Source organism: Pseudomonas sp. TMB3-21 (genome assembly GCF_054898145.1).
Map to the genome: position 1 here is coordinate 2,454,589 of NZ_CM142718.1, position 25,908 is coordinate 2,480,496.

General features: G+C 58.7%; 27 protein-coding genes. 19 read left to right on the forward strand and 8 right to left on the reverse strand.

Annotated features, from left to right (window positions below; translation table 11 throughout):
• The first annotated feature begins 88 nt into the window (after positions 1-88).
• Positions 89-706 (forward strand): FKBP-type peptidyl-prolyl cis-trans isomerase, encoded by a 618-nt coding sequence (locus ACYZTS_RS11290; protein ID WP_461995921.1) that lies wholly within the window; start codon positions 89-91, stop codon positions 704-706.
• A 130-nt stretch (positions 707-836) separates the two neighbouring features.
• Here the strand turns inward: ACYZTS_RS11290 and ACYZTS_RS11295 are convergent, their stop codons facing one another.
• The 3 genes from ACYZTS_RS11295 to ACYZTS_RS11305 all read right to left on the reverse strand — a co-directional run bounded on the left by ACYZTS_RS11295 (position 837) and on the right by ACYZTS_RS11305 (position 2,765).
• Entirely contained in the window at positions 837-1,094 is a 258-nt protein-coding gene (locus ACYZTS_RS11295) for a PA4570 family protein (RefSeq protein ID WP_461995922.1), read from the reverse strand.
• A gap of 206 nt (positions 1,095-1,300) precedes the next feature.
• Positions 1,301-1,642 (reverse strand): zinc ribbon domain-containing protein YjdM, encoded by a 342-nt coding sequence (locus tag ACYZTS_RS11300; RefSeq protein ID WP_028624609.1) that lies wholly within the window; start codon positions 1,640-1,642, stop codon positions 1,301-1,303.
• Between the two features lie 154 nt (positions 1,643-1,796).
• Positions 1,797-2,765 carry a polyprenyl synthetase family protein gene (locus tag ACYZTS_RS11305; protein ID WP_028624610.1) on the reverse strand — a complete coding sequence of 323 codons (969 nt, stop codon included), beginning with the start codon at positions 2,763-2,765 and terminating at the stop codon, positions 1,797-1,799.
• 240 nt (positions 2,766-3,005) lie between these two features.
• Between ACYZTS_RS11305 and rplU the strand changes: the two genes are divergently transcribed.
• The 5 genes from rplU (at position 3,006) to ACYZTS_RS11330 (ending at position 6,780) form a co-directional block, all read left to right on the forward strand.
• Positions 3,006-3,320, forward strand: a complete 315-nt coding sequence (rplU, locus tag ACYZTS_RS11310; RefSeq protein WP_003230856.1) for a 50S ribosomal protein L21 — start codon at positions 3,006-3,008, stop codon at positions 3,318-3,320.
• Between the two features lie 34 nt (positions 3,321-3,354).
• A complete protein-coding gene (gene rpmA, locus ACYZTS_RS11315; RefSeq protein ID WP_003215862.1) occupies positions 3,355-3,630 on the forward strand; it encodes a 50S ribosomal protein L27 in 276 nt (91 codons plus the stop codon).
• 193 nt (positions 3,631-3,823) lie between these two features.
• The gene (gene cgtA / locus ACYZTS_RS11320) at positions 3,824-5,047 is read left to right on the forward strand and encodes an Obg family GTPase CgtA (RefSeq protein ID WP_028624611.1); all 1,224 of its coding nucleotides are present in this window, start codon (positions 3,824-3,826) and stop codon (positions 5,045-5,047) included.
• Between the two features lie 137 nt (positions 5,048-5,184).
• Positions 5,185-6,303, forward strand: coding sequence for a glutamate 5-kinase (gene proB, locus ACYZTS_RS11325; RefSeq protein WP_461996411.1), 1,119 nt, complete (start codon positions 5,185-5,187; stop codon positions 6,301-6,303).
• Positions 6,304-6,315: 12 nt separating this feature from the next.
• Positions 6,316-6,780, forward strand: coding sequence for a CreA family protein (locus ACYZTS_RS11330; RefSeq protein ID WP_028624613.1), 465 nt, complete (start codon positions 6,316-6,318; stop codon positions 6,778-6,780).
• Positions 6,781-7,027: 247 nt separating this feature from the next.
• Here ACYZTS_RS11330 and rpsT read toward each other — a convergent pair whose 3' ends face one another.
• Positions 7,028-7,306 (reverse strand): 30S ribosomal protein S20, encoded by a 279-nt coding sequence (rpsT, locus tag ACYZTS_RS11335; RefSeq protein ID WP_028624614.1) that lies wholly within the window; start codon positions 7,304-7,306, stop codon positions 7,028-7,030.
• Between the two features lie 252 nt (positions 7,307-7,558).
• Here rpsT and murJ point away from each other — a divergent pair, with 252 nt between their 5' ends.
• From murJ to ispH, 6 genes are all read left to right on the forward strand, one after another.
• Positions 7,559-9,097 carry a murein biosynthesis integral membrane protein MurJ gene (gene murJ / locus ACYZTS_RS11340; RefSeq protein WP_461995927.1) on the forward strand — a complete coding sequence of 513 codons (1,539 nt, stop codon included), beginning with the start codon at positions 7,559-7,561 and terminating at the stop codon, positions 9,095-9,097.
• A 129-nt stretch (positions 9,098-9,226) separates the two neighbouring features.
• Positions 9,227-10,177 carry a bifunctional riboflavin kinase/FAD synthetase gene (gene ribF / locus ACYZTS_RS11345; RefSeq protein ID WP_461995928.1) on the forward strand — a complete coding sequence of 317 codons (951 nt, stop codon included), beginning with the start codon at positions 9,227-9,229 and terminating at the stop codon, positions 10,175-10,177.
• On the forward strand, positions 10,178-13,009 hold the full coding sequence (gene ileS, locus ACYZTS_RS11350; protein WP_461995930.1) for an isoleucine--tRNA ligase: 2,832 nt from the start codon (positions 10,178-10,180) through the stop codon (positions 13,007-13,009).
• Positions 13,002-13,514 (forward strand): signal peptidase II, encoded by a 513-nt coding sequence (gene lspA, locus ACYZTS_RS11355; protein WP_461995931.1) that lies wholly within the window; start codon positions 13,002-13,004, stop codon positions 13,512-13,514. The genes ileS and lspA overlap by 8 nt, the downstream gene beginning before the upstream one ends.
• 7 nt (positions 13,515-13,521) lie before the next feature.
• Positions 13,522-13,959, forward strand: coding sequence for an FKBP-type peptidyl-prolyl cis-trans isomerase (fkpB, locus tag ACYZTS_RS11360; RefSeq protein WP_177326990.1), 438 nt, complete (start codon positions 13,522-13,524; stop codon positions 13,957-13,959).
• 305 nt (positions 13,960-14,264) lie between these two features.
• Entirely contained in the window at positions 14,265-15,212 is a 948-nt protein-coding gene (gene ispH / locus ACYZTS_RS11365; protein ID WP_461995933.1) for a 4-hydroxy-3-methylbut-2-enyl diphosphate reductase, read from the forward strand.
• Here the strand turns inward: ispH and ACYZTS_RS11370 are convergent.
• Positions 15,209-15,736 (reverse strand): GspH/FimT family pseudopilin, encoded by a 528-nt coding sequence (locus ACYZTS_RS11370; protein WP_461995935.1) that lies wholly within the window; start codon positions 15,734-15,736, stop codon positions 15,209-15,211. The two genes, ispH and ACYZTS_RS11370, sit on opposite strands and share 4 nt — an antisense overlap.
• A gap of 130 nt (positions 15,737-15,866) precedes the next feature.
• Here ACYZTS_RS11370 and ACYZTS_RS11375 point away from each other — a divergent pair, with 130 nt between their 5' ends.
• The 7 genes from ACYZTS_RS11375 to thiO are packed head-to-tail and all read left to right on the forward strand — an operon-like array spanning position 15,867 to position 22,659.
• Complete coding sequence (locus ACYZTS_RS11375) at positions 15,867-16,340, forward strand: GspH/FimT family pseudopilin (RefSeq protein ID WP_028623351.1); 474 nt, start codon at positions 15,867-15,869, stop codon at positions 16,338-16,340.
• Positions 16,337-16,786: a type IV pilus modification protein PilV gene (gene pilV, locus ACYZTS_RS11380; protein WP_461995937.1), complete on the forward strand. Its 450-nt coding sequence runs from the start codon at positions 16,337-16,339 to the stop codon at positions 16,784-16,786. Before ACYZTS_RS11375 ends, pilV begins: the two co-directional genes overlap by 4 nt.
• Entirely contained in the window at positions 16,783-17,496 is a 714-nt protein-coding gene (locus ACYZTS_RS11385) for a PilW family protein (RefSeq protein WP_461995939.1), read from the forward strand. The genes pilV and ACYZTS_RS11385 overlap by 4 nt, the downstream gene beginning before the upstream one ends.
• 11 nt (positions 17,497-17,507) lie before the next feature.
• Positions 17,508-17,972, forward strand: a complete 465-nt coding sequence (locus ACYZTS_RS11390) for a pilus assembly PilX family protein (RefSeq protein WP_028623354.1) — start codon at positions 17,508-17,510, stop codon at positions 17,970-17,972.
• Positions 17,959-21,081, forward strand: coding sequence for a pilus assembly protein (locus ACYZTS_RS11395; protein ID WP_461995941.1), 3,123 nt, complete (start codon positions 17,959-17,961; stop codon positions 21,079-21,081). The genes ACYZTS_RS11390 and ACYZTS_RS11395 overlap by 14 nt, the downstream gene beginning before the upstream one ends.
• A gap of 13 nt (positions 21,082-21,094) precedes the next feature.
• On the forward strand, positions 21,095-21,505 hold the full coding sequence (locus ACYZTS_RS11400; protein WP_028623356.1) for a type IV pilin protein: 411 nt from the start codon (positions 21,095-21,097) through the stop codon (positions 21,503-21,505).
• 53 nt (positions 21,506-21,558) lie between these two features.
• On the forward strand, positions 21,559-22,659 hold the full coding sequence (gene thiO / locus ACYZTS_RS11405; RefSeq protein ID WP_461995944.1) for a glycine oxidase ThiO: 1,101 nt from the start codon (positions 21,559-21,561) through the stop codon (positions 22,657-22,659).
• 72 nt (positions 22,660-22,731) lie between these two features.
• Here thiO and ACYZTS_RS11410 read toward each other — a convergent pair whose 3' ends face one another.
• Genes ACYZTS_RS11410 through ACYZTS_RS11420 form a run of 3 tightly spaced genes read right to left on the reverse strand, consistent with a single transcriptional unit; the run spans position 22,732 to position 25,878 of the window.
• Complete coding sequence (locus tag ACYZTS_RS11410) at positions 22,732-24,069, reverse strand: sigma-54-dependent transcriptional regulator (protein ID WP_461995946.1); 1,338 nt, start codon at positions 24,067-24,069, stop codon at positions 22,732-22,734.
• Positions 24,066-25,655 carry a sensor histidine kinase gene (locus ACYZTS_RS11415; protein WP_461996413.1) on the reverse strand — a complete coding sequence of 530 codons (1,590 nt, stop codon included), beginning with the start codon at positions 25,653-25,655 and terminating at the stop codon, positions 24,066-24,068. Before ACYZTS_RS11415 ends, ACYZTS_RS11410 begins: the two co-directional genes overlap by 4 nt.
• Positions 25,645-25,878, reverse strand: a complete 234-nt coding sequence (locus tag ACYZTS_RS11420; protein ID WP_461995948.1) for a PP0621 family protein — start codon at positions 25,876-25,878, stop codon at positions 25,645-25,647. Before ACYZTS_RS11420 ends, ACYZTS_RS11415 begins: the two co-directional genes overlap by 11 nt.
• Between the last annotated feature and the right edge of the window lie 30 nt (positions 25,879-25,908).

Consider the following 25,908-nt stretch of genomic DNA (forward strand, 5'->3'; position numbering starts at 1 on the left):
TCTGCTGGCCCTTTTGGTTCCGGGCGCTCCGGGACGCGCTGTGCACGCACGGCAAGTTCCCGGGCCGTCCGCACAGCGGAGCAGTGTCATGTCCGAAGTAAATCTGTCCACCGACGAAACTCGCGTCAGCTACGGCATTGGCCGTCAGTTGGGCGACCAGCTGCGCGACAACCCACCACCGGGCGTTGATCTGGACGCGATTCTGGCAGGTCTGACCGACGCGTTCGCCGGCAAGCCAAGCCGTGTGGGTCAGGAAGAAATGTCCGCCAGCTTCAAGGTCATTCGCGAAATCATGCAGGCTGAAGCGGCTGCAAAAGCTGAAGCGGCGGCTGGCGAAGGTCTTGCGTTCCTGGCTGAAAACGCCAAGCGTGACGGCATCACCACTCTGGCTTCCGGCCTGCAGTTTGAAGTGCTGACCGCTGGCGAAGGCGCCAAGCCTTCCCGTGAAGACACCGTGCGTACGCACTACCACGGCACCCTGATCGACGGCACTGTGTTCGACAGCTCCTACGATCGTGGTCAGCCAGCGGAATTCCCGGTTGGCGGCGTAATTGCCGGCTGGACCGAAGCCCTGCAACTGATGAACGCCGGCAGCAAATGGCGTCTGTACGTGCCGAGCGAACTGGCATACGGCGCTCAAGGCGTTGGCAGCATCCCGCCGCACAGCGTTCTGGTGTTTGACGTCGAGCTGCTCGACGTTCTGTAATTCAGAGCCTGTCGCGATGACGGGCTGATGTGGGAGCCAGCCTGCTGGCGATAGGGTCGACCGGTTTTTCTTCAAGACCGCATAGATACCATCGCCAGCAGGCTGGCTCCCACAGTTTTTGCCGTGATTTTCATACCTCGATCTTGTGCTGCAATTCATGCGATGGGCGCAACGCCCGCGCATAACAGAACAGAAACAGATTGCGCACCAATTCCTTGAGCACCACCGGCTCGCTGGAATTCAAGCCGTTGAAGTCCAGATCCCCTTGATCCTGCAACTCGTTCAACGCTTCCTCTTCAAGCACGGCACACACTTCGCCGGTCTCCCGATGAAGGATTCTGAGGTAGGGGTGTGGGCGGTCCAGCCAGGCGTCGATCAAATAAGTCATGAATATCATCTCCATCAATGGGGTTCAATGAGAATAATTCTTATTCATTAAATAGCAAGTGCCTATTGGCCATTCGCGATTTTTAGTGGGTAAAGATTGCTTAAGGTCAAATCGGCTGGCGTTGGGCTATTGCGAGGGATTATTGAGTCATGCGGGGGAGGGCTCGGCACCATCCCACGCAGGGCGCGGGATGGCGTACAGCAGGTTCAGACTTTTCTGACAAATTCGGATTTGAGCTTCATCGGGCCGATGCCGTCGATCTTGCAGTCAATGTCGTGATCGCCGTCGCACAGGCGGATATTCTTGACCTTGGTGCCGACCTTGACCACCAGCGACGTGCCTTTGACCTTGAGGTCCTTGATCACGGTGATGGTGTCGCCATCTTGCAGAACGTTGCCTACCGAATCTTTCTTCACGGCGTCGTCGGACGCTGCTTCGGCTTCTCCAGTGGCAGACCACTCATGCGCGCACTCCGGGCAGATCAGCTGCGCGCCGTCTTCGTAAGTGTATTCGGAATTGCATTTCGGGCAGGGTGGCAACGTGCTCACTAAAGCTCCTTGGGTTGAGGATCGCTAAAAGTCGCACATTATATAGGGATTTGTAGCATGTAGGAGCCGGCTTGCTGGCGATTGCATCACCGCGGTATTGCTGGAACACCGCGGCGATTGGATCGCCAGCAAGCCGGCTCCTACAAAGAGCAGGTCAGTGCGTACGCGCGACCGCGAACTCGCTCAGCTCTACCAACGCATCGCGATACTCGCTGGCGGGCAGCGCGTCGAGGCATTTGATGGCACGGGCCACATAATCACGGGCCAATTGAGCGGTGTATTCCAGCGAGCCGGATGCTTCAACGGCTTCACGGATGCTTTCCAGGTCTTCGATACCGCCTTTCTGGATCGCCTTGCGCACTAGTGCCGCTTGTTCCGGCGTGCCTTCACGCATGGTGAAGATCAACGGCAGGGTTGGCTTGCCTTCGGCCAGATCGTCACCGACGTTCTTGCCCAGGGTCTCGGCGTCGCCCTTGTAGTCGAGCAGGTCGTCGACCAGCTGAAAGGCTACGCCGAGGTGGTCGCCGAAGGTGCGCAGCGCTTCAGCCTGCTCCGGCGTCGCTTCGCACAGGGCCGCGGCGCTGTGGGTCGAGGCCTCGAACAGCATCGCCGTCTTGCCGCGGATGACTTCCATGTAGGTTTCTTCGGTGGTGCTGGCGTCCCGAACCTTGGACAGCTGCAACACTTCGCCTTCCGCGATGATGCGGGTGGCTTGCGAAAGGATTTTCATCACCGGCATCGAGCCCAGTTCGACCATCATTTCGAAAGAACGCGAATACAGAAAGTCGCCAACCAGCACGCTGGGTGCGTTGCCCCACATGGCGTTGGCGGTCGAGCGGCCACGGCGCATGCCGGACATGTCGACCACGTCGTCATGCAGCAGGGTCGCGGTGTGCAGGAACTCGATGGTCGCGGCCAGCAGACGCAAGTCGTCGCCTTCGCGGCCGAGGGCCTTGCCACACAGCAGGACTAATAGAGGACGCAGGCGTTTACCGCCGGCCGAGGTAATGTAGTCGCCGATTTTCGATACCAGCGGCACTCGGGAAGTCAGCTGCTTCTTGATGATGCCGTCGACGGCGCTAAAATCGTCCGCCACCGCGCGGTAGAAAGCTTGGGGTTGCATCAGCGACAGTTGCTCCAGAAGGGTTGCGCGGCATGCTAGGACCCGCGCCCCCGGGTGTCAAGGCGCGATGGACGGCCTCTTGCATCACCCCGGCAGCTTGCGTACAATCGCGCACCCTGAACTTCCTGGGCAGCACCTGCCTTACGCAATTGCAAACAGGCCTTCCAGCCTTATGCAGCCATGCCAGCCAATACCTCTTCTTATAAAGAGCTGGGTGAGCAGGATTATCGGAGAAATACCATGTCGTACGCAGTAATCGTTACTGGTGGCAAGCAGTACAAAGTCGCCCCAGGTGAATACCTGAAGATTGAAAAACTGGAAATCGCTACCGGCGAATCCGTAACTTTTGATCGCGTTCTGTTGGTCGCCAATGGCGACGACGTGAACATCGGCGCTCCAGTTGTTGCAGGCGCTACCGTTGTGGCTGAAGTGATCTCGCAAGGTCGTCACGATAAAATCCGCATCATCAAGTTCCGTCGTCGTAAGCACCACATGAAGCGTATGGGCCACCGCCAGTGGTACACCGAGATCAAAATCACCGGTATTCAGGCTTAATTTCAGCCTAATTCCTCACTAGGAGAATTGACTCATGGCACACAAAAAAGCTGGTGGTAGTACCCGTAACGGTCGCGACTCAGAAGCCAAACGCCTTGGCGTGAAGATGTATGGCGGCCAGGTTATCATTCCGGGCAACATCATCGTGCGTCAGCGCGGCACCCAATTCCACGCCGGTTACGGCGTTGGCATGGGCAAAGATCACACTCTGTTCGCTAAAATCGACGGCGTGATCAAGTTCGAAGTAAAAGGCGCTTTCAACCGCCGTTACGTGAGCATTGTCCCGAAGACTGAAGTCGTCGCGGCATAATTGCGTAGTTGCTGGAAAAGCCCTGTCTCGCGACGGGGCTTTTTCGTTTGTGGGGTGAGTCTCTTGCAAAGCTGTTTGTGATGGGCTCCAGCGCTGGATTTTGCGGTCGTTGATTGAGGTCGCTGCGCTCATTTTTGCAAGAGTCTTATGTCTAGATTTTCTCGGCTCGTCCGTATGACGAGAGGCGTTTGTTATGAAGTTTGTTGATGAAGTATCCATTCGAGTAAAGGCCGGTGACGGCGGCAACGGTTGCATGAGCTTCCGTCGCGAAAAATTCATTGAGAACGGCGGCCCGAACGGCGGTGATGGCGGTGATGGCGGATCGGTCTATATGGTCGCCGACGAAAACCTCAACACCCTGGTGGACTACCGTTACACCCGGCACTTCGATGCCGAGCGTGGTTCCAACGGCGGCAGCACTGACTGCACCGGTAAAAAAGGTGAAGAGTTGGTGTTGCGCGTGCCGGTCGGCACCACAGTAATCGACTCCGCAACCCAGGAAGTGATCGGCGACCTGACCAAGGCTGGCCAGCGCCTGCTGGTGGCACACGGCGGCTGGCACGGTCTGGGTAACACCCGTTTCAAATCCAGTACCAACCGTGCTCCGCGTCAAACCACTCCGGGTAAGCCGGGTGAGGCGCGTGACCTCAAGCTGGAAATGAAAGTGCTGGCGGACGTCGGCCTGCTGGGTCTGCCGAACGCGGGTAAAAGTACCTTCATTCGTTCGGTATCGGCTGCCAAGCCGAAAGTCGCCGATTACCCGTTTACTACCTTGGTGCCAAACCTGGGTGTGGTCAGCGTCGATCGCTGGAAGAGTTTCGTGGTCGCCGACATTCCGGGCCTGATCGAAGGTGCTTCCGATGGCGCCGGCCTGGGCATTCGCTTCCTCAAGCATCTCTCGCGTACGCGTTTGCTGTTGCACCTCGTCGACATGGCTCCGCTGGATGACGCAAGCGCTCCGGATGCTGCTGAAATCATCGTCAGTGAGCTGACCAAGTTCAGCCCGTCCCTGGCTGAGCGTGACCGCTGGCTGGTGCTGAACAAGTGCGATCAGATCCTTGAAGAAGAGCACGATGCTCGCGTCAAGGAAATTGTTGATCGCCTGGAATGGACCGGTCCTGTTTACGTTATCTCGGCCATTTCCAAGCTGGGCACCGAGCGTCTGTGCCACGACATCATGCGCTACATGGAAGATCGTGCTGATCGCCTTGCTAACGACCCGGCTTATAAGGAAGAGCTGGCCGAGCTCGATCAGCGCATCGAAGACGAAGCCCGCGCTCAGCTGCAGGCGCTGGACGATCAGCGTGCCCTGCGTCGCAGCGGCGTGAAGTCGGTCCATGACATCGGCGACGATGACTGGGACGAAGAAGATGTGGATGACGAAGACGGTCCGGAAATCATTTACGTGCGTGACTGATTCGTTGCGATAAACTTGAACGCCGCTCAATCGAGCGGCGTTTTAGTATCTGGAAATCGATCGTTGGTCAGCAGTAGCCACGATTAAGGTCACGGGCAGTGCCAGGTCGCGCTGCCCTCAAGCTAAGGTTGAAGATGATGCGGAGCAAAGTGACAGGTGCGCAGCGTTGGGTCGTGAAAATCGGCAGTGCGTTGCTGACAGCGGATGGCAAGGGCCTGGATCGCGCGGCAATGGGCGTCTGGGTCGAGCAGATGGTGGCATTGCATGAAGCGGGCGTCGAACTGGTGCTGGTGTCCTCCGGCGCAGTGGCGGCGGGTATGAGTCGCCTGGGTTGGACCGTACGACCCAGTGCAATGCACGAGCTGCAGGCAGCCGCTGCCATTGGCCAGATGGGATTGGTGCAGGCTTGGGAGTCGAGCTTTGCCGAGCATGACCGGCACACTGCGCAAATTTTGCTGACCCACGACGATCTGTCCGACCGCAAGCGCTACCTGAATGCCCGCAGCACCCTGCGTGCGCTGGTCGAGTTGAAAGTGATCCCGGTGATCAACGAAAACGACACGGTGGTCACCGACGAGATCCGCTTCGGCGACAACGACACACTGGCGGCGCTGGTGGCTAACCTGGTGGAAGCGGACTTGCTGGTGATTCTCACGGATCGCGACGGCATGTTTGATGCCGATCCGCGCAACAATCCCGACGCCAGCCTCATTTACGAAGCGCGGGCCGATGATCCGGCGCTGGATGCGGTGGCTGGCGGGACAGGTGGGGCGCTGGGGCGTGGCGGTATGCAGACCAAGTTGCGCGCGGCTCGTCTGGCGGCGCGTTCCGGTGCGCACACCATCATCGTCGGCGGTCGCATCGAGCGTGTGCTTGATCGCTTGAAGGCGGGCGAGCGCATCGGTACCTTGCTGTCGCCAGAGCGCGGCATGCTGGCGGCGCGCAAGCAATGGCTGGCCGGGCATCTGCAGACTCGCGGCACGCTGGTGCTGGATGCGGGTGCGGTTGCCGCGCTGTCTCAGGGCAACAGGAGTTTGTTGCCGGTGGGTGTCAAGCTCGTTCAGGGCAGTTTCCGTCGTGGCGAGATGGTGGTGTGCGTCGCACCGGACGGGCGTGAAATCGCCCGCGGCCTGGCCAACTACAGCGCGCTGGAGGCACAAAAAATCATCGGGCAGTCGTCTGAGGCGATTGTCGGTCTGTTGGGTTACATGGCGGAACCGGAACTGGTTCATCGCGATAACCTGATCCTGGTCTGAAGGAATACTTGAATGCGCGTTGCAAAAGGATTGTTGGGTCTGCTGTTGGCGATGCCGCTGCTGGCCTCGGCTGAGGAAATTGGCCAGGTATCGACGGTATTCAAGATCGTCGGCCCGAATGACCGCATCGTGGTCGAGGCGTTTGATGATCCGAAGGTCGAGGGCGTGACCTGCTATTTGTCACGTGCCAAGACAGGCGGTGTGAAGGGCGGTCTGGGGTTGGCTGAAGACCGTGCGGAGGCGTCCATCGCTTGCCGTCAGGTCGGGCCGATCAACTTCAAGGGCGAGTTGAAGGATGGCGATGAAGTATTCAAGGAGCGTACATCGCTGGTGTTCAAAACCATGCAGGTGGTGCGGTTCCTCGACAAGAAGCGCAACACGCTGGTGTATCTGGTTTATAGCGATCGTTTGATCGAGGGTAGTCCGCAGAATGCGGTAACGGCGATCCCGATCTTGCCTTGGCCGCACGCTCAATAATCTGACGAAAACATTAACTGTGGAGCAAGCTTGTGTGGCGAGGGGGCTTGCCCCCGTTCGATTGCAACGCAATCGTAAAACAGTCATCGCCTTCACAATGATGTTGCGGCAATTGATCAAAGGGTGCTTTGCATCCTGACGGGGGCAAGCCCCCTCACCACCCGCATCTTTGTCTCGCAGGGCGTCTGACAAAATCACAGGCAATAAAAAACCGACCCTGAGGTCGGTTTTTTAACGAACGTGTCGCTTAGGCAGCAGCGGCAACGTTCAGGGCCTTTACGTGGCCATTCAGGCGGCTCTTATGACGAGCAGCTTTGTTCTTGTGGATGATGCCTTTATCGGCCATACGGTCGATAACTGGCACGGCCAGAACGTAAGCAGCTTGAGCTTTTTCAGCGTCTTTTGCGTCAATGGCTTTAATTACATTCTTGATGTAAGTACGGACCATGGAACGCAGGCTGGCGTTGTGGCTGCGACGCTTCTCAGCCTGTTTTGCACGTTTTTTGGCGGAAGGTGTGTTGGCCACCGTCGAGCTCCTCGAAAGACTTTTTAGGAAATAGCAAACAAAATAGGCCGCGAATCATGCCGATGAGTTGATGTCTTGTCAAGGGCGGTTGAGACGTTCCGCTAAGTGGTAGGTATAAAGAGGCGGGATATTTATTTCCGGCGCTTGACCTGTAAACTCGCGAGCTTTGGCTCTGTGCTGCTGCGGCGCGGAGTATCGCATAAGTGGGCGCTTAGTTCGCCTGCTGTTTATCGACAGGCACAAACTCTTTCAATGAATCTGCTCAAATCGTTGGCCGCCGTCAGCTCTATCACGATGATCTCCCGGATTCTGGGGTTTGTCCGTGACACCCTGATCGCGCGTACATTCGGTGCCGGAATGGCGACGGATGCCTTCTTCATCGCCTTTAAACTGCCCAATCTGCTGCGACGGATCTTCGCCGAGGGCGCCTTTTCCCAGGCCTTTGTGCCGATCCTGGCTGAATACAAAAGTCAGCAGGGCGAAGAGGCGACGCGGACATTCATTGCTTATGTTTCGGGTCTGCTCACGCTGGTACTGGCGCTGGTGACTGCACTGGGGATGCTCGCCGCGCCTTGGGTGATTTGGGCGACGGCCCCGGGCTTTACCGATACCCCGGAAAAATTCCAGCTGACCACTGATCTCCTGCGAGTGACCTTCCCTTATATATTGCTGATCTCCCTGTCTTCGCTGGCCGGGGCGATCCTCAATACCTACAACCGCTTTTCGGTGCCAGCCTTCGTGCCGACATTGCTTAACGTCAGCATGATCATCTTCGCGGTGTTCCTGACGCCGTACTTCGATCCGCCGGTGATGGCTCTGGGCTGGGCAGTATTGGTCGGTGGTCTGGCGCAATTGCTCTACCAGCTGCCGCACCTGAAAAAGATCGGCATGCTCGTGCTGCCAAGGCTTAACCTGCGCGACAGCGGCGTGTGGCGCGTCATGAAACAAATGCTGCCGGCCATTCTCGGAGTGTCGGTGAGTCAGATTTCGTTGATCATCAACACCATTTTTGCCTCTTTCCTGGTCGCCGGCTCTGTATCGTGGATGTATTACGCGGACCGTTTGATGGAGTTGCCATCCGGTGTGCTCGGCGTGGCGTTGGGCACGATTCTGCTGCCGACGCTGGCCAAGACCTACGCCAGCAAGGATCGTCACGAATATTCGCGGATTCTCGATTGGGGCCTGCGCCTGTGCTTCGTGCTGGTGTTGCCGTGCTCGCTGGCGCTGGGGATTCTCGCCGAACCATTGACCGTTTCCCTGTTCCAGTACGGCCAGTTCAGTGCGTTCGACGCGTCCATGACGCAGCGCGCACTGATCGCTTATTCCGTCGGCTTACTCGGCATTATCGTGATCAAAGTGCTGGCGCCGGGCTTTTATGCGCAACAGAACATCCGTACGCCGGTCAAGATCGCGATTTTCACTTTGGTGTGTACACAGCTGTTCAACCTGATGCTCGTCGGCCCGCTGGCCCACGCGGGTCTGGCTTTGGCAATCAGTGCCGGTGCGTGCCTGAACGCCGGGCTGCTGTTTTATCAACTGCGCAAACAGCAGATGTATCAGCCGCAACCGGGCTGGGTGAAGTTCGGCGCCAAACTGGTGGTCGCGGTGGCGGTAATGTCCGCTGTATTGCTGGCCGGGATGCATTTCATGCCGGCCTGGGGCGATGGAGATATGCTTGAGCGGTTCGTGCGTCTGGGCGCTCTGGTTGCGGCTGGCGTGGTCTCCTATTTCGGCATGTTGTTGTTGATGGGTTTCCGTTTGCGCGACTTTAATCGCAAGGCGCTGAACTGAGGCTTTTTCCTGAATAAACACGAGCGAACCGACGGTTTTGTCGGCTCGATCACTTTGGGTTACGGTGTTGCCTGTCGTCGGCCGCCGGGTGTGGTTATAATCGACCACTTTATGAGCAAGAAGCGCGTTATGCAGCTGGTTCGAGGCCTCCAAAATCTGCGCCCCCAGCATCGGGGCTGTGTCGCCACCATTGGCAACTTTGACGGTGTTCACCGTGGTCACCAGGCAATCCTGGCGAGGCTGCGTGAGCGTGCACTGGAGTTGGGCGTACCCAGCTGCGTGGTGATTTTCGAGCCGCAGCCTCGGGAGTTTTTTGCTCCGGACACGGCACCCGCACGGCTGGCCCGGCTGCGCGACAAATTGCAGCTGTTGGCCGCCGAAGGGGTTGACCGGGTCCTGTGCCTGGCCTTCAACCAGCGCCTGAGCAAACTCAGCGCCAGCGAATTCGTCGACACGATTCTGGTCGACGGCCTCGGCGTCAAACACCTCGAAGTCGGTGATGACTTCCGCTTCGGTTGCGATCGGGTGGGAGATTTCGAATTCCTGCAGCAGGCCGGCGCCATGCAGGGCTTTACCGTTGAAGCGGCGCAAACTGTTGAGCTGGACGGTATTCGAGTCAGCAGCACCCAGGTTCGCAATGCCCTGGCCGCTGCTGATTTTGCTTTGGCCGAGCGGCTGCTGGGGCGTGCGTTCCAGATCACCGGGCGCGTCCTGCATGGTCAGAAGCTGGCGCGCCAACTGGGTACGCCAACCGCCAACATCCAACTCAAGCGCCGTCGGGTGCCGCTGACCGGGGTTTACCTGGTCGATGTCGATATTGACGGCAAGACCTGGCCCGGTGTCGCCAATATTGGCGTGCGGCCCACGGTTCAAGGTGATGGCAAAGCCCACCTGGAAGTGCATCTTTTAGATTTTGCCGGCGATCTGTATGACCGGCGTTTGACGGTGGTTTTCCACCATAAGCTGCGTGAAGAGCAGCGTTTCGCCTCTCTGGAGGCGCTTAAGACGGCGATCAGTGCGGATGTCGCCGCCGCCCGTGCCCTGTCGCACCTAGCGCCAATCGCTAATGAAGAGCCTTAAATGACCGACTATAAAGCCACGCTAAACCTTCCGGACACCGCCTTCCCAATGAAGGCCGGCCTGCCCCAGCGCGAACCGCAGATTCTGCAGCGCTGGGACAGCATTGGCCTGTACGGTAAGTTGCGCGAAATTGGCAAGGATCGTCCGAAGTTCGTGCTTCACGACGGTCCTCCGTACGCCAACGGCACGATTCACATCGGTCATGCGCTGAACAAGATTCTCAAGGACATGATCATCCGCTCGAAAACCCTTTCGGGTTTCGACGCGCCTTATGTTCCGGGCTGGGACTGCCACGGCCTGCCGATCGAGCACAAGGTCGAAGTCACCCACGGCAAGAACCTGGGCGCAGACAAGACCCGCGAACTGTGCCGTGCCTACGCCACCGAGCAGATCGAAGGGCAGAAGTTCGAATTCATCCGTCTGGGCGTGTTGGGCGATTTCGCCAATCCGTACAAGACCATGGACTTCAAGAACGAGGCCGGTGAAATCCGCGCCTTGGCCGAAATTGTCAAGGGCGGTTTCGTCTTCAAGGGCTTGAAGCCGGTGAACTGGTGCTTCGATTGCGGTTCGGCCCTCGCTGAAGCGGAAGTCGAGTACGAGAACAAAAAGTCCTCGACCATCGACGTCGCCTTCCCGATTGCCGACGACGCCAAACTGGCCGCCGCGTTTGGCCTGCCATCGCTGGGCAAACCCGCTTCGATCGTGATCTGGACCACCACCCCGTGGACCATCCCGGCCAACCAGGCGCTGAACGTCCACCCGGAATTCAACTACGCCCTGGTCGATGTCGGCGACAAATTGCTGGTGCTCGCGGAAGAGCTGGTCGAGTCGTGCCTGGCCCGTTACAGCCTGGAAGGCTCGGTCATCGCGACTACCACCGGTAAAGAGCTGGAGCTGATCAACTTCCGTCACCCGTTCTATGATCGCCTGTCGCCGGTTTATCTGGCCGACTACGTAGAACTGGGCGCTGGTACTGGCGTGGTTCACTCCGCCCCGGCGTACGGCGTGGACGACTTCGTGACCTGCAAGAAGTACGGCATGGTCAACGACGACATCCTCAATCTGGTGCAAAGCAACGGCGTTTACGTCACCTCGCTGGAGTTCTTTGGCGGCCAGTTCATCTGGAAAGCCAACCCGGCCATCGTCGAAAAACTGACTGAGGTGGGTGCGCTGATGCACACCACCGTCATCGAACACAGCTACATGCACTGCTGGCGTCACAAGACCCCGCTGATCTACCGCGCCACCGCGCAGTGGTTCATCGGCATGGACAAAGAGCCTGCTACCGGCGAGACCCTGCGCAAGCGGGCGATCAAAGCCATCGAACAGACCAAATTCGTTCCGGCCTGGGGCCAGGCACGTTTGCACTCGATGATCGCCAACCGTCCGGACTGGTGCATCTCCCGTCAGCGCAACTGGGGCGTGCCGATACCGTTCTTCCTCAACAAGGAAAGCGGCGAGCTGCACCCGCGTACTGCCGAGCTGATGGAAGAAGTCGCCAAGCGCGTCGAAGTCGAAGGCATCGAAGCCTGGTTCAAGATGGACGCTGCCGAGTTGCTCGGTGACGAAGCGCCGCAGTACGACAAGATCAGCGACACCCTCGACGTCTGGTTCGATTCGGGCACCACGCACTGGCACGTCCTGCGCGGTTCGCACCCGATGGGCCACGAGAGCGGCCCACGCGCGGACCTCTATCTGGAAGGCTCGGACCAACACCGTGGCTGGTTCCATTCGTCGCTGCTGACCGGTTGCGCCATCGACAACCACGCGCCGTACCGCGAGCTGCTGACGCACGGCTTCACCGTCGACGAGGCCGGCCGCAAGATGTCGAAATCGCTGGGCAACGTGATTGCACCGCAAAAGGTCAATGACACCCTGGGCGCCGACATCATGCGTCTGTGGGTTGCCTCGACCGATTACTCGGGCGAAATGGCGGTGTCCGACCAGATCCTGCAACGCAGTGCGGACGCTTACCGGCGGATCCGTAACACCGCGCGTTTCCTGCTCTCCAACCTGACCGGTTTCAACCCGGCCACCGACCTGCTGCCGGCTGAAGAAATGCTCGCGCTGGACCGTTGGGCCGTGGACCGCACACTGCTGCTGCAACGCGAGTTGCAAGAGCACTACGGCGAATACCGTTTCTGGAACGTGTACTCCAAGATCCACAATTTCTGCGTGCAGGAACTGGGTGGTTTCTACCTCGACATCATCAAGGACCGTCAGTACACCACTGGCGCCAACAGCAAGGCGCGCCGCTCGGCGCAAACCGCGCTGTATCACATCTCCGAAGCGCTGGTGCGCTGGATCGCGCCGATCCTCGCGTTCACTGCCGACGAGCTGTGGGAATACCTGCCAGGCGAGCGTAACGAATCGGTGATGCTCAACACCTGGTACGAAGGTCTGACCGAATTGCCGGACGACGTCGAACTCGGCCGCGCCTACTGGGAGCGGATCATGGCGGTGAAGGTTGCGGTCAACAAGGAAATGGAAATCCAGCGCGCTGCCAAAGCCGTCGGTGGCAATCTGCAAGCCGAAGTGACGCTGTTCGCCGAAGACGCGCTGACGGCCGATCTGGCCAAACTGAGCAACGAGCTGCGCTTTGTCTTGATCACATCGACCGCCAGCGTTGCACCATTGGTGCAGGCTCCGGCCGACGCCGTGGTGACCGAAGTCAGCGGCCTGAAGCTGAAGATCGTCAAGTCGGCCTTCGCCAAGTGCGCCCGTTGCTGGCACTGCCGTGAAGACGTCGGCGTGAACCCGGAGCACCCTGAAATCTGTGGCCGTTGCGTCGACAACATCAGCGGCGCTGGCGAGGTTCGTCACTATGCCTGACAGCATTGGCCGTTTTGGACGCTTGAGCTGGCTTTGGTTGAGCTTGCTGGTTCTGGTCATTGACCAGGCCAGCAAGTTCTACTTCGAAGGCTCGTTGACGATGTATCAGCAGATCGTGGTAATCCCCGATTACTTCAGCTGGACCCTGGCTTACAACACCGGCGCGGCGTTCAGCTTCCTGGCGGACAGTTCGGGTTGGCAGCGCTGGTTGTTTGCCCTGATCGCTATAGTGGTCAGCGGCGTGCTGGTGGTGTGGCTGAAGCGTCTTGGGCGCAACGAAACCTGGCTGGCGGTTGCGCTGGCGCTGGTCCTCGGTGGCGCGCTGGGCAATCTGTACGACCGCATTGCCTATGGCCATGTGATCGATTTCATTCTGGTGCACTGGCAGAACCGCTGGCATTTCCCGGCGTTCAACTTCGCTGACAGTGCGATTACTGTCGGCGCAATCATGCTGGCGCTGGACATGTTCAAAAGTAAAAAGACCGGAGAAGCCGTTCATGACTGAACACGTATTGGCTGAGCAACGCATCCGCCAGAACACGGAAGTCACTTTGCACTTTGCATTGCGCCTGGAGAACGGCGACACCGTCGACAGCACCTTCGACAAAGCCCCGGCGACCTTCAAGGTCGGTGATGGCAACCTGTTGCCAGGATTCGAAGCGGCGCTGTTCGGCTTCAAGGCCGGCGACAAGCGTACGCTGACCATTGCCCCGGAAAACGCATTCGGCCAGCCGAATCCGCAAAACGTGCAGGTCATCCCGCGGTCGCAGTTCACCGATATGGACCTGTCGCCAGGTCTGCTGGTGATCTTCAACGATGCGGCGAATACTGAATTGCCGGGCGTGGTAAAAGAGTTCGATGAGCAACAGGTGACCATCGACTTCAATCACCCGTTGTCCGGCAAGACATTGACCTTCGACGTTGAGATCATTAGCGTCAGATCGCTGTAACCTGTAATAGCGAGCTGTTGTGGCGAGGGGATTTAGCGAAACGTCGCACCGTCCCGTTGGGGTGCGAAGCGCCCCTGAAACCAGAAGTGGCGAGGGGGCTTGCCCCCGTCGGGGTGCGAAGCGCCCCCCGAAACCAGACACCGCGATCTCGAATGAGAACGTTGCTGACCGGTTTTACGATTGCTTCGCAACCGAACGGGGGCAAGCCCCCTCGCCACATGAGCCCAGTGCCACAAAAGGCTCGCTGCCACAGTACGTTTTCCAATGTTTCCGCTATTTCTTGCGCGCAAGACACGAGGCACAGCATGCAAATCAAACTCGCCAATCCCCGTGGCTTCTGCGCCGGTGTGGACCGGGCGATCGAAATCGTCAACCGCGCTCTGGAAGTCTTCGGGCCGCCGATCTATGTGCGCCACGAAGTGGTCCACAACAAATTCGTCGTCGAAGACCTGCGCGCTCGCGGTGCGATCTTCGTCGAAGAACTGGAGCAGGTGCCGGACGACGTCATCGTGATCTTCAGTGCCCACGGCGTTTCCCAGGCGGTGCGCACCGAAGCCGCCGGGCGTGGCCTGAAGGTGTTCGACGCAACTTGCCCGCTGGTGACCAAGGTCCATATCGAAGTCGCACGGTACAGCCGCGACGGCCGTGAATGCATCCTCATCGGCCACGCCGGTCACCCGGAAGTCGAAGGCACCATGGGCCAGTACGATGGCAGCAATGGTGGCGCGATCTATCTGGTCGAGGACGAGAAAGACGTTGCCTCCTTGCAGGTGGTCAACCCGGAAAAACTGGCTTTCGTGACCCAGACGACTTTGTCGATGGACGATACCAGCCGCGTTATCGACGCCTTGCGTACACGCTTCCCGGCCATTGGCGGCCCGCGCAAGGACGACATCTGCTACGCCACGCAAAACCGTCAGGATGCGGTAAAGCAATTGGCTGACGAATGCGACGTGGTGCTGGTGGTCGGCAGCCCGAACAGCTCCAACTCCAATCGCCTGCGTGAGCTGGCCGAACGCATGGCCACCCCGGCTTACCTGATCGATGGCGCCGAAGACCTGCAAAAAAGCTGGTTCGACGGTGTCGAGCGGATCGGCATCACTGCCGGTGCCTCCGCCCCGGAAGTGCTGGTGCGCGGCGTCATTCAGCAATTGCAGGCGTGGGGCGCGACAGGCGCTGACGAACTGGCAGGGCGTGAAGAGAACATCACGTTCTCCATGCCCAAGGAGCTGCGCGTGCGGTCGCTGCTTTAAGTCTTCTCCGTCTGGCACCGGGCCTGCTCAGCCTCTTTGTTGAACAGCCTGGTCCGACCGGACGGTGACAGTACTAACTGAAGCCTGCTCACCGGCTCAACGCTGTCGCAGAAATGCAGCGTCCCGCCCTGAAATTCGCCGTGTGGCATATAAGGTTCACCCAGGCTGGTGAAGCGAATGTAATGTTTTACCCACTTGTTGCCGATAACCTTTACGCGATCACTGTTTGCGTGCTCGGCTATCACAGGGTTATCGCTGTCGTCCGGACCATTTCCAGTAATGTCCAGTATGATTCGCCAACCCTGACTCCAGTCACCATTGATGCCGTAAATCATCGCGACTTCATTGCGCGAGATGGCGAGGGTCCTGGCGGTGCGTATCCCGCTGATGATCGACTGCGCTGCTTCATCGCGGTGGGTCGATTGTGTCAATGCGGCAAAGGCTGGGCTTACCAGTAGCAGAACAATCCCGGCAATCATCAGTCCCATAAGCAGTTCGATCAGGCCGAAGCCTCGCTGATGCATGTCATGTCCTCCTTGAGTGACTAAGGCCCACGCAATCCTTGCGTGAGTCATGGCAAAACTACGTTACATCTGTCGGTCGTATGTTTTAGCGTGTAGAAGCAGGTATAGCCGACGGCAGCGGAGGGCACCGATGGATCTTCGTACAAAAGGTTTCACGCTGATCGAGTTGCTGGTCGCGCTCGCGGTGTTCCTGATCCTGATCACAATGGCAGTGCCGGCTTTTACCCGTTCGGTGCAATCGACCAAGGCCGACACCGAAATCGGTGACCTGCAACGTGCCTTGAATTACGCCCGGCTGGAGGCGATTGATCGCGGGATCACCACCCGTGTGCGTCCCACGAACGCTGGCGGCGCCTGGACCGGTGAAATTTCGGTCTACGACGGTACTGGCGATCAGCCGAAAGTATTGCGTGTTGTTCCCGCGATGAGCAGCGGAGCCGCTCTGACGCTACCCTTGGGAGTGACCGCCATCGATTTCAATAATCTGGGCGGTTTGTCGGCACCGGCCATGCCGGTGGTGATCGACTATGTGCTGGGGGCGCAAAGCAGAAGGCTTAATGTGTGTCTGAACGGACGAATTCTATTGGGCGGAAACTGCGGATGAGGGGACGGAGCAAGGTTGCTCAGGAGGGCACGACGCTGATCGAAGTATTGGTCGCGCTGTTGATTCTGACCGTGGGTTTGCTGGGTGCGGCGGCGTTTCAGCTCAATGCGCTGAAGTACACCGACAGCTCTCGAATGACCAGTCAGGCCAGCTTCATCGCCTATGACATGATGGACCGCATTCGCGCGAACTCGGGAGCCGATTACACCGGCACGCCGCCTACGGCCCCCAACCTGAGCGTCGCCCGGGATCAGGACCTTTACGACTTCACTACCAACATCGTGACTGCTTTGGGCGCGACCGCGACCGGCAGCGTCAAGCTCGATAAGCGCGACTACACGATCACCATCACTTGGGACGACTCAAGAGCGGCGAATGTCGCCGATACCCGGCGCAGTTTTGTCCTTGTCAGTCGCGCCAGCATTGATCCGGTGGCGACACCATGAACCGCACGAGCAGAGGTTTCGGCCTGATCGAATTGCTGATTGCGCTGGTGTTGAGCCTGGTGGTGGTGCTTGGCGTGGCACAGATATTCATTTCGGCCAAGAACACGTTCGTGAGCCAGAACACAGCGGCGAACATGCAGGAAGATGCGCGGTTCGTCCTGAGCAAAATGATTCAGGAAATTCGTATGGTCGGCATGTTTGGTTGCCTTGGCACGATTACAGACGTAAGTAAGGGAGCCAGTTTTTATCCCAGTCAACTCGCGCCGATCAGTTGGGACAATGCCACCGCGAAGCTGACGCTGGTGACGGCTGATGTCGGCGCCGGCGGTGGTGCGCCGACCTGGACCGTGATTTCCAACTGCCGAAATGTGGCCACTGCTTACTCCGACGCACGCATTCCCGCAGCGGGTGAGCAGGCCTTCCCGATTCGCCGTCTGACTTACACCCTCAAGGACAAGCAGCTGACCATGGGCGTTGGCACTGGAAATCCGAATCAATACGTACTGGTGGATAACGTCAGGGACTTCAAAGTGAGTTTCGGTCTGGCCAGTTCTGCAGCTGATGATTCCGCTTCCAGCTACAGCCTCAACCCGACCGACGCGGCACGAATCCGCAGCGTACGGCTGACGCTGATCCTCAGTGATCCGGACGAGCGCGTCCGGGATCAGACCTTCAACGTGGTTGCCGCTTTGCGCAACCGCCTGCCATGAAGGGCGCACTGATGAACACGTCTCCTGAGTCCCAGCGCGGTATGGCGTTGCTGGTCAGCCTGGTATTTTTGCTGTTGCTGACACTGATCGGTGTTTCGTCGATGCAGAACGCCAACCTGCAGGAAAAAATGGCCAGCAGCGTGACGCTGCGCAATCAGTCTTTTCAGATCGCCGAAGCGGCGTTGCGCATCGGCGAGAGCGCTGTTCAGGCGGAAACCTATACCTTGGCGCCGTGTGCAGGCGTTCAGTGTCTGCCGCCAAAAGATGCATTGACTCTGACCACCGCAGGCACCTGGTCGGGAGTCACATGGGTCGCAGCCGGTAAAGGTTTTTACGGGGTGCAAAATATCGGCACCACCCTGGACGCCGTGAATGTGCCCAGCGGCACCTCGGCGACGCTTTATCGGGTCACGGCAGTGGCAATCGTTGGCGACAACGTTCGTAGTGTGGTGGAGAGCGTTTATGCCAAGTTCTGAAAAGCGCGCCGGGTTATGGCAGTTGTTGTGCGGCGGGCTGTTGGGGTTGTACCTCGCGGCACCGGCCTATGCCTTTACGCCGTCGGATTCGCCGTTGTTGAGTGCGGCGGCTGTTCCGCCGAATGTGATGTTGTTGATCGATGACTCGGGCAGCATGAATAACATCATCTGGGACCCTCTTTTCATACCGGCAACCAACTACCCGCAAATCGCTTATTGCAACTCCAACACGTCATGTGATGGTGGTTTTAATCTGGACATGACCGATACCAATGTCCAGTTGTCCACCCTCAACCGCGGAGGTTGCTCGACCAACACGACCAATGGCCGATGGTATGGCTTCTATCGTGGTTCCAGATTGTCATCAGTTTGTCTCAAACTTCCGGACCCGGCTCGCAATGAGACCACGCGGTACACAGCCAACTACCTGTCTTATCTGTTGAGCAAGGCCGGCGGTGCGGATACAGATTTTACGAACGGTGCAATCCCCGATGAAGTCCGCCTCACCGTTGCGCGGGATGTTTCAAAAAGTCTGGTCACCAGTAACCGTTCGTTGCGGATAGGCCTGGCAACGTTCAATCCGCCAGCGAGCGGCAACTCGGGGCCCGGTGGCTATATTGCCCGCGCCATCAGTGATCTGTCTCCCGTCGGCAGCGTTACCCAGGCCACTGCGAACACCAACTACAACAACCTGATCAGCTCGATCAATGGTCTGGGCGCGGTCGCGAACACGCCTCTGGCAGAGGCCTATTACGAAATTACCCGTTACATGCGCGGACTAGCGCCGTACTACAACTCGTCACCGAGTACCTACACCAGCCCCATCCAATACCGCTGCCAGAAAAACTATGGCGTAGTGATCACCGACGGCTTGCCGACGTTTGACCGGACATTCCCGAACAATGATCCGCAGGCCATCGCCCAAGGTGGCCCCAGGCTGCCCAACTGGGATGGCAAAGGCAACGATGGCGACAACCCGCTCGGTGGCGATGGCGAAGGGGATTCGCTGTTTCTGGATGACATTGCCAAGTTTGCCTTCGACATCGACATGCGCAGTACCGGCGATGACGCTACCGGCAAAAGCTGGAACAGCGGAGATTTCCCCGTACAGAATATGAACACGTACACCGTAGGTTTCACGGCGGCTAACCAGATGTTGTCGGACGCTGCGAGTTACGGGCAGGGTCGTTATTACCAGGCAACAGACAGTGCCGGGCTGAACGCGGCCCTATCGGCGGCGCTGCGCGACATCACCTCCAAGTCCGGCTCTGGCGGAACCGGTGCCAGCAGTGGGTCCATCGTCGGCGTCGGGTCCTCGTATTACCAGACCAGCTACGATCCCAAGGATTGGCGCGGCACCATCAAATCCTATGGGTTCACCGCCACGGGGGCGGTCAACACTTCGACAGTTCTCTGGACCACGGACACGACGGTCGTGCCCGCGGCCACCGTGCCCATCTACCAATCGTGGAACAGCGCCAGCAACAAGCCAGTTACTCTGGCTTTCAATAATTTTGCACCGGCTCAACAAGCCTTGCTCAGTCAGAACCTGCCCCTGGGCATTACTGGCAACGATTTGGTGGAGTGGAGCAAAGGCACCCACAAAACCGGGTTGAAAGTCCGAACCGTGTTGCTCGGCGACATCATCAACTCGCCGCTGGTCCTCGCTTCGCCTTCCGAACAGACAGCCGCTGATCTGGTGGCCGATACCTCATACAGCGCCTTTCTGGCCACAAAAGCCGCCAACATGAGCACCAGCCTGGTGGTTAATGCCAATGATGGTTTCGTCAGCGTCCTCAATGCGAGTGATGGCACTCGACGCTACGCCTATATGCCCACCAACGTGCTGCCGTCTTTGCACTATATTGCCGAGCCTTCCTACGCCAATGGTGTTGGCCACAAATTCCTGGTCGACGGTCAGCTCGGTGTTTTCGATGTCCAGTCTGGGAGTGCCTGGAAAACCGTGGCAGTCGGTGGGACGGGCGCGGGCGGCAAGACTTTTTATGCGTTGCAGTTGTTTGACGCAGCAGCCGGTAACGTGAATCGAGCTTTGTGGGAAATCAGCGCGCCGGCCTCATCCATCCCCGCTAACGTTTTTAATGATTTGGGTTATGCCTACGCCCGGCCGGAAGTGGCACGGCTGGCCGATGGTCGTTGGGCGGCCTTCATCTCGAATGGCTACGGCAGCAATTCCGGAGTGGCGGCGCTTTACGTGGTGGATATCCGTGACGGATCGCTGATCAAGAAAATCGTCGTCAACAGCGCGGACACCAACAATGGTCTGTCTTCGGTCAAGCTCAGGGTCAACTCGCAGAATGTGGTTCAGGCGGCTTACGGCGGAGACCTGAAGGGCCAGTTATGGAAATTCAACCTGAGCGGCATCTCGACCGACACTTGGGGCGTCGCGTTTTCCGGCAAGCCGTTATTCACCACCGCAGGAGGCGCATCCCAGCCTATCACCGCGCAACCGCTGCTTGCGGACAACTCACTGGGCGGCAAATTCGTGTTTTTCGGTACCGGCAAATTTAACGAGACCGTCGACAAAACCAACAAGGACCTTCAGGCGTTCTATGCGGTGTGGGACGCCGAAGGTGGCTCAGGACAGATCACCACGGCCAATCTGCAACTCCAGTCGGTGACCGGGGTAGTCTCGGGCAGCACGGGGCAGTTCATCACCACCAGCCAGAATGAAGTTTCTTACCCGGCGAAAAAAGGCTGGTATCTGCCTCTGGCGTACAACAACGTATTGACGGGTGAGCGAGTGATCAATCAAGCGGCGCTGGTGCTTGGCCGGATTGTTTTCACCACGGCTATCGTCGATACCACGGACCCCTGCGCCAGTTTTGGTACGGGCAAGTTGGTCGAACTGGATGCGTTCAACGGTAAGATGCTCAACTATGCAGTGCTCGATACCGGTAACGACGGCGTGGTCGACAGCTCGGACATGATCACCAGTGGCGTGGTCTTCTCCGGCGGGATTCCGATCCTCAACGCCATCGTCAACGGCGGGACGGGCAAGCTCGTGGGCGACACCAGTGCGACGGTGACCAAACTGACTGAAAAGGGCGGCGGCGGAAGCCGCCGCATCATGTGGCGACAAATACAGTAAGCGAGAGCTGAGCATGCGCAGAAACAACCGAGGCTTTACCCTGATCGAAATCCTGATCGTGGTGGCGATCATCGGCATCATCATCACCATCGGTTACCCCAGCCTCACTGAATACGTGAACAAGGGACGTCGGGCGGAAGTGGCGGGGCTGCTGTCCGAGCAGGCGCAGATCCTCGAACGCTTCTACTCGAACCAGGGCCAGGGCCGCTACAAGGATGCAACCGGGCTCAGCGCTGGAAATGATTTCTACACAATCGACAAATCCCTGGTGGTCGACCAGGCGTTTACGCTGATCGCAGTGCGTAGGCCTGATAAAGCCATGGCCGCAGACAAGTGCGGCGACTTCCGAATCAGCAACACCGGTGTCCGCGACATTATTAATGCCAAGGCAGGCGTCGTGGCCAAAGACTGCTGGGGTCGCTGAGTTTTTCTTGGGCGCCCTTTGCGCCCTGTCTATTTCCCGGTTGGACCAGAAACATGACCATGCAACAACAAGTGGTGATCGTCGGCGGTGGTGTAATCGGCCTGCTGACCGCATTCAACCTTGCCTCACATGTAACCAGCGTGGTGCTGCTGGATCGCGCGAATGTCGGCCAGGAATCGTCGTGGGCGGGCGGCGGTATCGTTTCACCGCTTTACCCGTGGCGTTACAGCCCGGCCGTTACCGCGTTGGCGCATTGGTCGCAGGACTTCTATCCACAGCTGGGCGAGCGTCTGTTTGCGGCGACCGGAGTTGATCCTGAAGTTCATACCACCGGGTTGTACTGGCTAGATCTGGATGACGAAGCCGATGCACTGGCATGGGCCAAACGGGAGAGTCGTCCGCTGCGGGCGGTGGACATTTCGGTGGTTCATGACGCGGTGCCGGTACTGGGCAGCGGATTCTCTCGCGCCATCTACATGGCTGACGTCGCCAATGTGCGTAATCCACGCTTGGTCAAATCGCTCAAGGCGGCGCTCCTGGCGCTGCCAAACGTGACGATCCACGAGCAGTGCGAGGTCAGCGGCTTCATCCGTGGAGGAGATAAAGTCATCGGAGTGCAAACCAGCACGGGCGACGTTCACGCAGAGCAGGTGGTTTTGACCGCAGGCGCCTGGAGCGGGGAGCTGCTCAAAAAGCTCGGGCTCGAGTTGCCGGTGGAGCCGGTAAAAGGCCAGATGATTTTGTACAAATGTGCAGCGGATTTCCTGCCGAGCATGGTGCTGGCCAAAGGTCGTTACGCCATTCCTCGCCGCGACGGACACATCCTGATTGGCAGCACGCTGGAGCACGAAGGTTTCGACAAGACGCCCACCCATTCCGCGCTGGAAAGCCTGAAAGCCTCGGCAGTTGAACTGATCCCGGCATTGGCGGGCGCCGAGGTGGTGGGGCACTGGGCTGGCTTGCGTCCGGGATCGCCGGAGGGCATTCCTTACATTGGGCAAGTGCCGGGGTTCGAGGGGTTGTGGCTCAACTGCGGGCACTACCGAAATGGTCTGGTGTTGGCGCCAGCGTCGTGTCAGCTGTTTGCCGATGTGATGTTGGGGAGGGCGCCGATTATCGACCCGGTGCCGTATGCGCCAGGTGGGCGAATCTGACAGAAAAAGATCGCAGCCTGCGGCAGCTCCTACAGAGGGATGCGTGCTGCGAAGGCTGCGATATCTCGGGCCTCAATCCAGACCGAATTTTTTCAGCCGATAGCGCATGGACCTCAATGAAAGATTCAGCCGCTGCGCCGCTGCCGTGCGGTTCCAGCGGGTTTCTTCCAGTGCTTGCAGGATCAGTTTGCGTTCGACGTTATCGAGATAATCTTCCAGGTTATCGACCCGCGTCAGGTCAGGCGGGCCGTTCTCGGCACTGTAATTGCCTTCCGCCAAACGCAAATCGCTGGCTTCGATCTGCTGGTTTTCGCACAGGGTGTGAGCACGCTCGAGCATGTTTTCCAGCTCTCGCACATTGCCCGGGAAGCGGTAGCTTTTCAGCGCTTCAAGGGCTTGCGGCAGCAGGTTCGCGGGCGGTTGCCCGCTGGCCGCTGCCAGGCGCTTGAGCACATGAGCGGCCAGCGACTCGATGTCGTCGCGGCGCTCACGCAACGAGGGCACGCGTAGCTCGATCACGTTGAGCCGATAATACAAGTCCTGGCGAAAACGACCGGCTGCGACTTCCGCATCAAGATCTTTGTGTGTAGCGCAGAGGATGCGCACATCGACCACGGTTTCATTCTGGCCGCCAACGCTGCGAACGGCTTTTTCCTGAATTGCCCGCAGCAGTTTGACCTGCATGGCCAATGGCAAATCCGCCACTTCATCGAGAAACAGCGTTCCGCCTTGAGCGGCCTGAAACAGACCGGGCTTGTCTTCGATGGCGCCGCTGAAGCTACCTTTGCGATGACCGAAAAATTCGCTTTCCATCAGTTCCGACGGGATCGCCCCGCAATTGACTGGAACAAACGGCTGAGTAGCGCGCGGCCCTTGATCGTGAATCAGGCGGGCGACCAGCTCTTTGCCGCTGCCGGACTCACCGCTGATGTACACGGGTGCCTGGCTGCGGGCGAGTTTGTCGATTTGTTTGCGCAGGTTGCGCATGGGCAAAGAGTCACCGAGCAGGCGACGGTCGGTGACCATGCCGGGTGCCGGCATGCGCAGGGCGCTGCTGACCAATTCACGCAGCCGCGTGAGGTCCACCGGTTTGGTCAGGAAATCAAAAGCGCCGGCCTTGAGCGCATTGATCGCCGTTTCGAGGTTGCCATAGGCAGTGATCATGGCCACCGGCAGTTGCGGGTAGCGCTGCTGAATGTGCTGCACCAGATCAAGGCCCGTACCGTCGGGCAGACGCATGTCGGTCAGGCACAGGTCGAAGGTCTCGCGCTTGAGCAGGGCATGGGCTTCAGCAAGGTTGCAGGCGCTGAACGTCTCGAGTTTCATCCGTCCCAGAGTGATTTCCAAGAGTTCGCGGATGTCCGGTTCGTCGTCGACGATGAGGACTTTTTGCTGTGGGCTTATATTCAACTTTGTTTCCGTCCGTGAGCAAAAGTGATGCGAAAGCAACCGCCGCCTTGGCGTGGCATAAAGTCTAGGCGCGCCTGATTGCTTTCGCACAGCTCACGGGACAGATAAAGCCCCAGCCCCGTGCCTTGAGCGCTGGTAGTGAAAAACGGTTCGAACAGATGCGCTTGCTGTTCTGGTGCGACGCCTGCGCCGTCGTCCAGAATTTCAATGATGGGTAACTGGCTGGCGGGGTCAACGAACAGATCCAGCCAGACTCGCGCCTGATCGTGCTCTTGAGCGCTGTGACGCCAGGCATTGCGCACCAGATTGTCGAGAATCTGCGTCAACTGGTTCGGGTCCATCAAGGTTCGCAGGTCTCCCGAGCCGATGTGCAGATGAATTTGCTGTCGATCGATTGCGCCTTCGCGCGTTTCCGCGACGAATTGCTCTAGCCACGGCCTCAGATCAAGCCGTTGCGGCTCGGTTTGCTGGCGTCGAGACAATTGCAGAACGTTTTCGATAACCCGGTTCATCCGTTGTGAATGGTCCTGAATGATCTGCGTGAGACGGCGATCGGCGCTGTTCAGTTCCTCCGATTCACGCAACAGTTGCGCCGCGTGACTGATGGCACCCAGCGGGTTGCGGATCTCATGAGCGATGCCGGCGGTCAGTCGGCCAAGGCCGGCCAGTTTCAGTTGCTGAGCGTGCTGCGCAATCTGCGAGATGTCCTCCAGAAACACCAGCGTCTGCGGCGCAAGGCTGTGGTCGAGGGCAATGAAACTGGGCTGTAGCTCGACCCCGTTAGAGGCGATCTTCACGGTTTGGGGACGCAGGGTCGGGTTGTTGCGCCACAGCTGCAGGCGTTCGACCAGCTCGGGTGAACAGTCCTCCAGCCGTTGGCCTTCCAGGTGGCTGCTGCCCAGTAACAACAGGGCGCTTTGATTGGCCAGTTGCACCCGTCGCTGATCATCGAGCACCAGGATGCCGGTGCGCATACGCTGCAAAATCAACGCGTTCAGCGCCTCCAGCCCCATGACTTCACTGGCCCGCTGTTCAGCCAGGCTTTCGCTGACCTCCAGTCGCCGGACGAGCCCTTGCACCAGCAACGCGGCGGCGAAACACAATGCGCCAAGCGTGCCAACCTGCAGGTAATCGTTGGGGCTGGCGGCATGGCTCAGACTCAGCAGAAAGCTCAGCCCGACAATGCCGAGCGCACCGATGGCCGCAATCAGCAAACCGATTCGGCTGCGCAGCAGGGCATTGCTGATGGCTACGGAGACGATCAGCAGATTGCCCAGGGCGCTGGCAACGCCGCCGGCCGCATAAAACAGGGCGCACAACAGCAGAACGTCGACCAGCGCGAGGCTGAACAGCTGCGTCGGACGGCGGGTCTTCTCGAAGAAAACCACCAACACAATATTCAGGATCAGATAAAGCCAGCTGCCAGCGCGCAACAAATCGTCGTTGGCGGACGCCAGCAACTGGTTGTCCATGTCAGTGGAAATCAGCAGCACCAGAATGATGCCGACACTTAAACGGTACAGGTGATAAAGACGCAGCAGTCGCTGCGCCTGTTTGTCGCCGGGACTGAGTCCCTCAGCGATCAATGGAGCCCGGGCCTTGCTCAAGGTGAGCCTGGCTGCAATACCACTGTTGTTGAACGCTCAGCGCGCGATCACGGGGCAGGTGCACACCGCAATGAGCGCAACGGACCATCGGCGCCGCGTCTTTCTCCGCGGTGGATGGGGGGCTGTAGTTTGATCCCTTGAATTTGCGCCATAACCATATCGCAGCGGCAATCAGGGCGATCCAGAACAATAAACGAAGCATGGTGAGCTGCTTTATGACGAGTGATTCCGC

Bases quoted from the DNA above. Each gene is read 5' to 3' on its own strand.
- rplU (WP_003230856.1), top strand. From the start codon at position 3,006: ATGTCGTACGCAGTAATCGTTACTGGTGGCAAGCAGTACAAAGTCGCC.
- ACYZTS_RS11420 (WP_461995948.1), bottom strand. From the start codon at position 25,878: ATGCTTCGTTTATTGTTCTGGATCGCCCTGATTGCCGCTGCGATATGG.
- ileS (WP_461995930.1), top strand. From the start codon at position 10,178: ATGACCGACTATAAAGCCACGCTAAACCTTCCGGACACCGCCTTCCCA.
- ACYZTS_RS11295 (WP_461995922.1), bottom strand. From the start codon at position 1,094: ATGACTTATTTGATCGACGCCTGGCTGGACCGCCCACACCCCTACCTC.
- ACYZTS_RS11370 (WP_461995935.1), bottom strand. From the start codon at position 15,736: ATGCATCAGCGAGGCTTCGGCCTGATCGAACTGCTTATGGGACTGATG.
- ACYZTS_RS11390 (WP_028623354.1), top strand. From the start codon at position 17,508: ATGAACACGTCTCCTGAGTCCCAGCGCGGTATGGCGTTGCTGGTCAGC.
- proB (WP_461996411.1), top strand. From the start codon at position 5,185: ATGCGGAGCAAAGTGACAGGTGCGCAGCGTTGGGTCGTGAAAATCGGC.
- ribF (WP_461995928.1), top strand. From the start codon at position 9,227: ATGCAGCTGGTTCGAGGCCTCCAAAATCTGCGCCCCCAGCATCGGGGC.
- cgtA (WP_028624611.1), top strand. From the start codon at position 3,824: ATGAAGTTTGTTGATGAAGTATCCATTCGAGTAAAGGCCGGTGACGGC.
- ACYZTS_RS11385 (WP_461995939.1), top strand. From the start codon at position 16,783: ATGAACCGCACGAGCAGAGGTTTCGGCCTGATCGAATTGCTGATTGCG.
- pilV (WP_461995937.1), top strand. From the start codon at position 16,337: ATGAGGGGACGGAGCAAGGTTGCTCAGGAGGGCACGACGCTGATCGAA.
- ACYZTS_RS11375 (WP_028623351.1), top strand. From the start codon at position 15,867: ATGGATCTTCGTACAAAAGGTTTCACGCTGATCGAGTTGCTGGTCGCG.
- murJ (WP_461995927.1), top strand. From the start codon at position 7,559: ATGAATCTGCTCAAATCGTTGGCCGCCGTCAGCTCTATCACGATGATC.
- ACYZTS_RS11400 (WP_028623356.1), top strand. From the start codon at position 21,095: ATGCGCAGAAACAACCGAGGCTTTACCCTGATCGAAATCCTGATCGTG.
- rpmA (WP_003215862.1), top strand. From the start codon at position 3,355: ATGGCACACAAAAAAGCTGGTGGTAGTACCCGTAACGGTCGCGACTCA.
- ACYZTS_RS11305 (WP_028624610.1), bottom strand. From the start codon at position 2,765: ATGCAACCCCAAGCTTTCTACCGCGCGGTGGCGGACGATTTTAGCGCC.
- ispH (WP_461995933.1), top strand. From the start codon at position 14,265: ATGCAAATCAAACTCGCCAATCCCCGTGGCTTCTGCGCCGGTGTGGAC.
- thiO (WP_461995944.1), top strand. From the start codon at position 21,559: ATGACCATGCAACAACAAGTGGTGATCGTCGGCGGTGGTGTAATCGGC.
- ACYZTS_RS11395 (WP_461995941.1), top strand. From the start codon at position 17,959: ATGCCAAGTTCTGAAAAGCGCGCCGGGTTATGGCAGTTGTTGTGCGGC.
- lspA (WP_461995931.1), top strand. From the start codon at position 13,002: ATGCCTGACAGCATTGGCCGTTTTGGACGCTTGAGCTGGCTTTGGTTG.
- ACYZTS_RS11330 (WP_028624613.1), top strand. From the start codon at position 6,316: ATGCGCGTTGCAAAAGGATTGTTGGGTCTGCTGTTGGCGATGCCGCTG.
- ACYZTS_RS11290 (WP_461995921.1), top strand. From the start codon at position 89: ATGTCCGAAGTAAATCTGTCCACCGACGAAACTCGCGTCAGCTACGGC.